This is a genomic window from Actinomadura sp. KC216, from assembly GCF_004348535.1.
GTDB lineage: Bacteria > Actinomycetota > Actinomycetes > Streptosporangiales > Streptosporangiaceae > Spirillospora.
The window spans coordinates 1-9352 of sequence record NZ_SMJX01000315.1 but is presented as its reverse complement, the minus strand read 5'-3'; the positions used below and the strand labels follow the sequence as shown (position 1 = coordinate 9352).

The 9352-nt window shown below is 71.2% G+C and carries 9 protein-coding genes; all 9 read right to left on the bottom strand.

Features of this window, described 5'->3' with window-relative positions:
* Positions 1-197: 197 nt before the first annotated feature.
* Positions 198-1448 (bottom strand): PucR family transcriptional regulator, encoded by a 1251-nt coding sequence (locus E1264_RS34890; protein WP_132180492.1) that lies wholly within the window; start codon positions 1446-1448, stop codon positions 198-200.
* 361 nt (positions 1449-1809) lie between these two features.
* On the bottom strand, positions 1810-2634 hold the full coding sequence (locus E1264_RS34885) for a hypothetical protein (protein ID WP_243711352.1): 825 nt from the start codon (positions 2632-2634) through the stop codon (positions 1810-1812).
* 66 nt (positions 2635-2700) lie between these two features.
* Positions 2701-4851, bottom strand: coding sequence for a DUF6801 domain-containing protein (locus tag E1264_RS34880; RefSeq protein WP_132180490.1), 2151 nt, complete (start codon positions 4849-4851; stop codon positions 2701-2703).
* A gap of 91 nt (positions 4852-4942) precedes the next feature.
* Entirely contained in the window at positions 4943-5599 is a 657-nt protein-coding gene (locus E1264_RS34875) for a hypothetical protein (RefSeq protein ID WP_132180488.1), read from the bottom strand.
* A 280-nt stretch (positions 5600-5879) separates the two neighbouring features.
* Positions 5880-6434 (bottom strand): hypothetical protein, encoded by a 555-nt coding sequence (locus tag E1264_RS34870; RefSeq protein ID WP_132180486.1) that lies wholly within the window; start codon positions 6432-6434, stop codon positions 5880-5882.
* Between the two features lie 16 nt (positions 6435-6450).
* Positions 6451-6936, bottom strand: a complete 486-nt coding sequence (locus E1264_RS34865) for a hypothetical protein (protein WP_243711351.1) — start codon at positions 6934-6936, stop codon at positions 6451-6453.
* Between the two features lie 127 nt (positions 6937-7063).
* Positions 7064-7603, bottom strand: coding sequence for a hypothetical protein (locus tag E1264_RS34860; RefSeq protein ID WP_132180484.1), 540 nt, complete (start codon positions 7601-7603; stop codon positions 7064-7066).
* Complete coding sequence (locus E1264_RS34855) at positions 7600-8118, bottom strand: hypothetical protein (protein WP_132180482.1); 519 nt, start codon at positions 8116-8118, stop codon at positions 7600-7602. The genes E1264_RS34860 and E1264_RS34855 overlap by 4 nt, the downstream gene beginning before the upstream one ends.
* On the bottom strand, positions 8115-9352 hold a 1238-nt coding region (locus E1264_RS34850), incomplete at its 5' end, for an MlaD family protein (RefSeq protein WP_243711350.1). The genes E1264_RS34855 and E1264_RS34850, both read right to left, overlap by 4 nt.

The window sequence follows — 9352 nt, the reverse complement described above, 5'->3', positions numbered from 1 at the left end:
GTTCCGCGATGACCGGGGGCGCGCTCGCCACTGCCATGACCACGGTGACCGCGAGCCCCGCCAGGACCGAACGGGCCGATCGTGAGCCCACGCTGAAAACACCTCCGCCGCGTCGCGACCATCCCGTCGAAATTGCGTCCAATCGGATGGAAGCATGCGGCGCGGAGATCATTCAACCCCGCGCGTCAAGGTCCGTGTCAGTTGCTGATGATGCGACGATCCGACGTTCCCCGATTGTCAACAAGTGCTCGTTTCTCCGCCGTCGCATGATCACGTAGCCACTTCGCGCGCAGCACGGCCTCGATCGCGAAACGCGCGTCGGGATCGGTCAGCCGGTCGCCCAGGATCTCTTCGAGGCGACGCATCCGATAACGGACGGTCTGCGGATGGATATCGAGCTCCTTGGCGATTCCGGCGGCCGTTCCGCGGCTCACCAGCCAGGCGCGCAGCGTGTCCAGCAGCCGGTCCCGCTGGCGGGGGCTGAATTGCGCCATCCCGCCGAGGTGGCGGCGCGCGAGCTGATCGATGAGGGCCTGGTCGGAGAGGAGCAGCAGCGTGATCAGGTGGTCCTCGCAGTCGGTCACCGGGCCGTCCCCGAGCACCCCGGACTCGACCAGCCCGAGGGCCTGCCGCGCCCAGCGCAGCGAGTCGGCGGCGTGCCCGGGCGGGACCGCGGGTCCCGCGACGAGCCGCCCGTCCGGCAGGACGCGCAGCAGCGCCCGCCGCCGTTCGGGGGTCAGGACGCCCGGCACGACGAGGAACGGCTCGGCCGCGGTGAGGTCGGCGAGCACGTCGTCCTCCAGCGCCGCCCGCACGTACTGCGCGCCGGGCGGTGCCACGACCACGGTGACCTCGTCCGGGATCTGCCATCCGGCGCGCCCGGCGGCATCGGCGAGCACGCGCGGCGACCCGAGCGGGCGCATCAGCAGCTCCAGCAGCCGCCGCCGGTGGCTCTCGGCCTCGCCCTCCGGCCGCGCGTCCAGGTAGCCCTCCAGCGCCAGCGCGGCGAGCTCGTCGATGTAGGCGAACAGCGCGTCGGCGAGCTGCGCCATGACCTCGGGCGACAGGTGCCTGCGCGGGCCGACCTTCATGATGCGGCGCCACGCGACCTGCGCGCCGAGGCGGAGCGCGGACTGGAGCGTGTCGAGCGTCCGCCCCTCCTGCGCCTCGAAGCGGCCGAGCCGCCGGTAGGTCTCGAAGTGCCGCTCGCGCGGGGCCAGCGGGTTCGCGACCTGCTCGACGAAATCGGTCAGTGCGCGCTCGACGCCGATGCGCAGCGCCTCCACATAGGGGCCCTTGAGCTGGCGGCCGTATTCGGGAATGGTCCCGCGCACCTCATGGACGATCTCCTGCGCGAGGCTGGGCAATTCCGGCCGCATCAGCACGGCCAGCCTGCGCGGCAGCCTGGTCCGCCGCCGCACGACCCCCGGCGTCATCGTCTGCGCCATCGGCACACCTCCGAGAACGCCGCCGTCGCGGGCCCTGGCGTGTCGCCGGGAGGGGCGCCCGGCGTCCCGGACGGTCGGCGGTACGGCGGGACGTCGAAGGCGCGCCGAGCGAGGGACCCCTGCACGCCCCCCGCGTCATGTGAGCCGAACCACATTGAAGGTAGATCACTTGTGTCAGATATCAAGGTAAAGAAAACGCAAATTCACCGCTCTGTCAATCCGTCGTGACACTCGGCGTCGAGTTCGCGCCTCCTTTCGCACCCGCCCGGCGGGATGGCCGCCGGGCGGGCGCGGGCCGGGCCCGCAGGGGTGGTCGGCTCGCGGGCGCGGCCCGGTCTTTCAGGGGGCGGCCGCGGCGGGGTCAGGTCGGCAGCGTGGCGTACGTCCGGTAGCCGACGTACTCGTTGAAGATCATCGTGTTGCGGCCCGCGGCGGACGGGACGCCCGCCTGGCTGTTGACGATCTGGTTGACCAGGCCGATGTCCAGGGCGCAGCCGCGGGCGCCGGGCACCGAGAACGAGTTGTCGACATGGCCGAGCGACCGGGTCACGGTGGTGCCGTCGGTGCCGATGATCACCGGGGGCTTGCCGGTGATCGGGGTGTTGGGCGGCGGCGGGCTGGTGGTGCCGGTGATCAGGTCGAGCCTGATCGGGTCGGAGTCGTCGCCGATCAGGCAGGTGCCGCCGAGGAACGGGTTCGTGAGCCGGACCTTGAGGTACAGCTTGACCTGGAAGTTCTTGATGTCGAACCCGCCGGCGTACTCCGGCCTGGCGTAGACGGCCGTGAGGATCGGGTCGCCGAAGATGCCCGGCATGACGAGCATCTTGTCGGAGCGCATCCGTCCGAAGACCGGGGTGTGGACCCGCGTCTCCGGGTTGTAGGCGGTCGCGAACGTCATCCTGATGGGCTTGGTGAGGTTCTGCGTGAACTTCCCGAGGACCATCTGGCCGCTGGTGACGACGGCGTTGAAGCAGAGCGACGATCTGGGCGCCGACCCTGCGGGGAGGGTCGGGCAGTCGGTGAAGTCGAAGGTGGGGATGGGGTCGTCCGCCAGGGTCGAAGCGGCCGGGGCCGCCGGAGTCGCCGGGGACGCCTGTGCGAGGGCTCCGCCGGAGAGGGTGAGCGCGGTCGCGGTGACGGCGACCGGAACGGCGATTCGGGCGGTTCTCTTGAGTGGGGTCTTCACGGGGGCTGTCCTTTCGACGTGGGGGGTGCGTCCGAAGCAGGTCGCCGGTGGTCGAAGTCGAAGCCGTCAGGGCTGGGTGATCTTCTGGGCGGGGTCGAAGACGTAGGCGCCGCCGCCGAGCGCGTGCAGCGACCCGACCTCGAATCCGGGCGGCGGGGTCGCGCATCCGGCGCCGTTGATCTTCAGCTGGGCACCGGCCTGGACGGGGAAGCCGTGCGAGGCGTTGTCGTAGTCCCCTTGGATCTCGGCGGGCTTCTCGTCGGGCAGGTTGGCGTCCCTGGCCCCGAACCGGACCCTGCAGAGGCCCTGGCCCTGCCCGGCGGGCAGATCCGCGGTGAAGAAGACCCGCGATATCTGCACCGAGGCGGTGCCGTCGGGATTCGCGGCGTTGACGCTGAAGGCCCACGGCGTGCCGACCGCCGCCAGTTCCACCGGGCTCGTCCGGGTGCCGGTGCGCTGCGTGCAGCCGTTGAAGCGCACGTCGCCGAACTTCCCGATGACGAAGCGGCTGTTCCAGTGGCCTTCCCTGAGCTTCCCCTTCATCACGAGGGATTCGCAGCGAAGCTCTGACCCGGCCGGGCCGGTCAGCACCAGCGGCGCCTGGGTGATGGTCACCGGCCCGCCCGGAGTCACGGTCCAGGTCATGGGTTCCGTGGTCTCGTCGCATTTCTCGGTGGAGACGTTCGTGTTGCACCAAGGGCCGGACTCGATCTGGACGTAGTTTCCAGGCCCCGAGATGCTCGCCGTCAGGAGCGGGCTGAGGTCCTCTCCTACGCCGCAATTCGTGAACTTCGGTATCTCTATGTGTCCGGTGAGGGCGCTTCCGTCGGTGATGTTGAGGCGGCCGGTCCGGTAATCGCCGGTGAACGTGTTGAGGGAGAGAATCGTGGGCGAGGTTCCGCATTCCGCGCCCAGGTCGAGCCGGACGCCGTTGACGGAGGTCTCCCCGACGCCCATCTGGACGAACGCCTTCGTCCAGGTCTCGTCACCGATCTCGACACCGTCGCGCTTGGCTCCGGGACGGCCCGCGTTCAGCGCCAGGTCCGTTCGCAGGTTGCCGGTGGTCAGGCCGGTCGAGCCGGGGCCGGGCGGGGCGACCTGCCGCACCGTCGCGGTCGCGGTGGTGGGCATGAAGCCGAACGAGAGCACCGAAGCGGTCGACGGCATCGTCTCGGTGTTGAAATAGCCGCGCTGCTGGAAGTAGTTGGCCGTGTTGCCCGTGTTGCGGTTGGGGGCCATTCCGTAGACGGCCCGCCGGAGCAGCGTGAGCGCGGCGACCGGGGTGGCCGCGCCGACCTTCTTGACGTTCGCGAATCCGGCGGCGCGGATGCAGTACGGCGATCCCCGGCGGCGGGACGGGTCGGCCGGGTTCTCCACCCAGTTCTCCGCGCCCTTGGGGTCGGGGAGCGAGGGGATGTCGAAGACGTCCAGCAGCCGCGGATCCTCGTTGAAATCCCATGCCGGGTCGGTTCTGTAATCCGGCACCCGGATGCATTCGGGGAGGCGTTCCGCGCTTCCGGCTGCGGACTGCCCGGACGGGGTGGTGTCGCCCGCCGATCCGCTGCGTGCCGGACTAACCGGTACCGAGCCGAGGATCACCTTTCGTTCGGGTGTGCAGACCATTGCCGGGCTCGATGTGGTCGTCCCGCCCGTTTCGGTGGTGAGCGCGAAGGCCAGGCGGGCGGCGGTCCAGGTCACGCCGCCCGGTGCCGGGGGTACGACGCCCGGCACCGGTCCCTCTCCAGCGAGCCGCAGCGGGCCGGTCCCGTCGCCGCTTTCGCGGACGTGGAAGACCGGCCAGTTCGTCTCCTCCGCCCCTTGGCCGCCCTGCGAGACGACAACCGACAGGTTCGCCACGCCCGTCAGGCGTGCCGTCCCGTCCTGCCGCATTCCGCTCGCGGCCGGTGTGGCCGGTGTGGCCGGGGCCTCCGCGGCCGGGACGTCCCGGAGCATCTCCCTTTCCAGCGCCTCCGGGACCGCGAGATCCAGGGACACCCTTCCCGGACGTATCGCCTCGCCCGCCGAAGCCCGCGCCGGTGTCCGGCCGCCCGCCACCCGCACCGTCACCCGGTGCACCGCGACGTCGGTCGCGCAGGTGTAGGGGATCTCGGCCGCGAGGGCGGCGCGGGCGGGCGGCGGCCCGGCGAGGAGTCCGGCAGCCGTGCAGCAGCCGGTGATCCCGGCCGTCCACGCGGCGCGTCTGGGCGTCAGGTGCATGTGGTCCTCATCGTGGGATGGGGGCCGCGCCGGTGCGCCGGCACGGCCCCCGTCAGGGATCGGCGAGGCCGGACGGGCGGACCGGCGCGTGTCAGGGGCTGCTGATCTGCGGGGCCGGGGACTCGTTCACGTGGTAGGTGCCGTCGAGCTTCACCTTGTCGCCCGGGTTGATGAGCAGCGGGTCGCAGAACCCGTTGACCGTGGCGACTTCGAGATCGTTGGACGTGCCGCCGAGCACGGTGAGGTTCGCGGTCGCGTTGTTGTACTTGCCGTCGACCGTCCCCGTGCCGCCGCCCGGGCCGGTGATCGTCGCGACGCAGCCGTCGTCCGCCTCCAGCCGCGCCTTCACACCGGTGAGCCTGCCGGTCGTCTCGGGCGCGGTGTAGCTGGTGCCCTCCAGCGTCCAGGGCAGGTTCTCGGGGATGAGGTGGACGAACAGGCCGCCCGGGCCGTCGCACCAGCCGTCGGGGTTGGCGGGGGTCGAGAACGTCACGCCGGTCACCGAGCCGAGCGGGTTCGCGCCGCCGGACTTGTTCGGGACGGTGGCGTTCGCCGTGGAGTCCGTGCAGGTCACGACCGCCCCCGTGGTGAGGTTCTCGGCGATCACGTTCCCGGCGTTGGACGCCGTGATCGAACCGCCGTTGACGACCGTCCAGGTCGCGTCCGCGAGGGCCGGGGCCGCGGTCAGGCCGACGCCGGCCGCGACGACGGCGGCCGAGGTGATGGAGGTACGGATGAGCTTTCGCATGCCAGTTTCTGCTTCCCTCAGGGGTGGTTTTTGTTTTTAGTGGGGACACTGACCGCGTTTTGTGCAGGAGCAACTCCTTTTGGAGGGGGGCGTGGAAGTCGCGGCGAGACCTTCCGGAATCGGCAGGGAATGCCGGCTCCGGAGAAGGGCCACCCTGTCTCGCCGTTGCGACCACCTTTAAGATACGCGCCGGTAACCTCTTCATCAATACTTATCGCGGCCTTTTCGGCATTTCTTTGGACGATTGTCATCAGGTGAGTTTTCGATCTCGTATCCATTGTCACCGCGCCATGGTGTCGATGTCGCTGATTTTCCAGCGGCCGTTGACGTTGACGGCGTTCACCGCGAAGGCGGCGGCGGAGTAGCTCGTCTGGTTCTTGTCGGTGCGGGTGTTGCGCTGGTCGGCGAAGATGAGCAGGCGGGCGTTGTCGCCTGAAAGGGACTTGACCGCCGATTCGGTGACCGTGGTGGTGAGCACCTGCTTCTGCCCGGGCGCCTGCCGGCGGACGAGCGCGAAGAGCTGGTTGTACTGCTGGACGGCCTTCCCCGTGAGCACTTCCTGTGCGGCCTTCTCAGTCTTGGCCACATCGGCGTAGTTGTAGGAGAAAGCGGTGTTCACCGCCGTGGTGATCTGCCCTTTCACCTCGGCGGTGCGGCCGTTGTCACTGAGCGCGCCGTTGCGGGCGGACGCCGCGCCGGTCAGCTCGGCGGCCTGGCCGTGCAGCCAGGCCGCGGCCGCGCCGAACACGACGGCGAGGGCGCCGAGGAACACGACGGTGCGGCTGCGGCCGGAGCCGGGGACCGCCCGTCCGAGCGTGCTGATCGCTGCTGCCATGGGGTGCCGCTCCTCGTCAGGGTGTTCCGGTCGGGGCCTGGCCGAGGGCCGACAGTTTCCAGCCCGAGGACGTTCTCGTGAGCTGCCCCGCGAACCTGCGCAGATTGCTCACCGGCTCCGCACCGGAACGGGTGATCGTGACGGTGACGGCGGCGATGACGGCGGCCTTTCCGGCACGGGCGTCGAGTTCGGTGAGCGCCGATTCCAGAACCTTGGCGGAGCTCGTCGTCCCGGCCTTCTCGATATCGCTCTTGAGCCGCGCACGGCCCTGGACGATCTCGTCGTAGAGCTGGGCGGTCGACGAGTCCTGCCAGACCTTCAGGCCCGCGTCCACGCTGCGGTGGTCGAGGGTGTTGAGGTTGACGATCGCCTGATCGGCGGCGGCGAGGACCCGGTCGCGTTCGGCGGCGTAGGCCAGCGAGTCGTCGCCGGACGCGGAGCGATACGCGTATCCGAACCACGCGCACACCGAAGCGGCGGCCACGGTCACCGCCAGGGCCACTCCGATCAGCGGATCCCGATCCCGGCCCCGGCCCCCATCCCGATCCCGATCCCGATCCCGGGAACGGTGGCGGGACCGCACCGGATCGTCGGCGGTCTTGGTCACCTGGATTCCACCCCTTTCCTTCTCAGGCGGCCCGCAGGTCGCTGATGCGCCAGCCGTGCCGGTCGTCGTGGCGGGCCGTGACGATGAGCTGCGCCGCGACGGGCGGGCCGGTGGGCCTGCCGCCGCGGGTCGCGGTCTGGTCGAGGACGACCAGCAGGACCGCCGCCGTCCCGTCGCGGGTGAGTTCGATCAGCCCGGCCTTCGCGACCTTCGTGGTGAGGGAGAGCCTCATGACCGGGGCGTTCTGCTTCACCAGGCCGAACAGGCGGCGGTGGTCGGCGGTGGCGCGGCCGGTGAGGGCGTCGCGCGCCGCCCGCTCGGTGGCCGCGGGGTCGGCGTGGGTGTAGGTGAAGATCCGCGCGACGTCGGCGGACACGTCCGCGATCACCTCGCCGGTGCGGCCCCGGTCGACGAGCGCGCGGTTGGCGGCCGGGGAGCCTTCGCGCCGCCGGTCCGCCCAGGCGTCCACGGCGAAGGCGGACAGGGAGATCGCCAGGGCGAGGGCCACCGGCCACCACCTCCGTACGATGGCCCGCTGCCGCGCCTTCCCGGTGACGCTCACGGCGTGCTCCTCCCGGGCGGCAGGGGCCTCAGCGAGCTGATCTTCCACACGCCGCCGACGCGCCGCATCCCCACCTCGTAGCGTTCGCGCTGCTCGGTGCCCTGCGCGGCGTCGCCGGACGGGCCGGTGCGGATCCTGACGGAGGCGATCACGGTCGCCTCGCCGGCGGTGCGGTCGAGGGCGGTGACGGCGAGCGCGGTGACACGTCCCTGGGAGGGCGCCTTCTGCTTGGCGAACCTCGCGCGCGCGTTGGGCATGTCGCGTTCGAGCGCGTCGTGGAACGGGCCGGTGGCGACGTCGAGCCAGTGCGCCAGGTCGAGCTCGGCGACCTTGGGGTCGACGCTGGTGAGCAGCGCGAGATCGCGGACGGCCGTCCGGCTCACCTCGTCCCGCGCGGCGGCGAGATCGTGGTCGGCGCCCCGTCCGGACTGGAACAGCGACCAGAGCGACAGGCACAGGAACGCGGTGGCGGCGGCCGTGAGCACGTGACCTGCCGGTCGGATCCAGCGGATCATCCCGGGGCTCCCAGGCCGAGGAGCGTCCGCAGGTCGGTGGGCCTGGCCGGGGGCGGGACGCCCTTGCGCGGCGCGTTCGCCGTGCCTCGGACGTTGATGCCGCTGCCGGGGCTCTCCGCGCAGTGCGCACCCGTGTTGAAGCCGGGGGCGGGCGACAGGTCGAGGCCGTTGCGGTAGCGGGTCCCGCCGTAGCCGCGCGTGCAGGGCTGCGGGTTGAAGAACGTGTTCACCAGGCCGAGCCGGATCCGGCCGCCGGACACGATCGTGGAGCCCATGCCCGCGACCTTCGGCAGGTTCACGAGCAGTTCCTCAAGGGCGGCCTGGCGGGGCTCCCCCACCCGCGCGGTCGTGAGGAGGTTGGCGAGGAGGACGCCGAGGGCGGGGTCCAGGTCGTCCAGGAGCCGGGAGAGTTCGCCGGCCGCGCCGGGGCCGGAGGCGATGACCTTGCGCAGGTCGGTGTCGGAGTCGCGGAGCTGCCGGGCGAGCAGGCGGGAATCGGCCGCGAAGGACCTGAACGCGTCCGACATCTCGTTCTGCGTCCGCAGCACCGCCCGCCCGTTGTGGATCAGGGCGCGGGAGTCGGGGAACGCCGCGTCCGACGCCGCGACGAACCGGGCGCTGGTGTCGAGGAGCCGCTGGAGGTGCGGGCCCTGCCCGGCGAACGCCAGCCCGAGCTCGTCGATCAGCACCCGCACGTCGTCGAGCGGAAGCGACGCGGCCAGGTCGTTGACGCTCTTCAGGGTCTCGTTCACCGGCACCGGCGTGACGGTGGCGCTGCGCGGAATCGTGCTGCCCTGCGCCAGGTAGGGCCCGGACGGCGCGCGGGGACGGAGGTCCACGTACTGCTCGCCCACGGCGGAACGGTTCGCGACGATCGCCTGGAGGTCCGCCGGGATCTTCGCAGCCGAGTCGTCGATGCGGAGTTCGGCGATGACGCCGTCCTGGGACAGGTCGAGCGCGCCGACCGTCCCGACGGTGACGCCCCGGTACGACACCGCGGACCCCTCGAACAGGCCGCCGGTGGTCGCGAGGTCGAGCCGGACGGTGTAGTGGCCGCGCATCCCGACGTAGCGGCCGAGGTCGGCGTAGGTGACGCCGATGTGGCCGACCACCAGCGCCGCGATCACGGCGAACGCGACGATCTTGATCCGGGTGACCGCGGTGAGCATGTCAGTTCCCCTCCCCGAGCGTCGGCAGCGGTAGGGCGGGCTGGTCATCGGGTGCTTGCGGGATG

Excerpts from the sequence above, each read along its gene's own strand:
- E1264_RS34890 (WP_132180492.1), bottom strand. The coding sequence starts at position 1,448 with ATGGCGCAGACGATGACGCCGGGGGTCGTGCGGCGGCGGACCAGGCTG.
- E1264_RS34880 (WP_132180490.1), bottom strand. The coding sequence starts at position 4,851 with ATGCACCTGACGCCCAGACGCGCCGCGTGGACGGCCGGGATCACCGGC.
- E1264_RS34875 (WP_132180488.1), bottom strand. The coding sequence starts at position 5,599 with ATGCGAAAGCTCATCCGTACCTCCATCACCTCGGCCGCCGTCGTCGCG.
- E1264_RS34870 (WP_132180486.1), bottom strand. The coding sequence starts at position 6,434 with ATGGCAGCAGCGATCAGCACGCTCGGACGGGCGGTCCCCGGCTCCGGC.
- E1264_RS34855 (WP_132180482.1), bottom strand. The coding sequence starts at position 8,118 with ATGATCCGCTGGATCCGACCGGCAGGTCACGTGCTCACGGCCGCCGCC.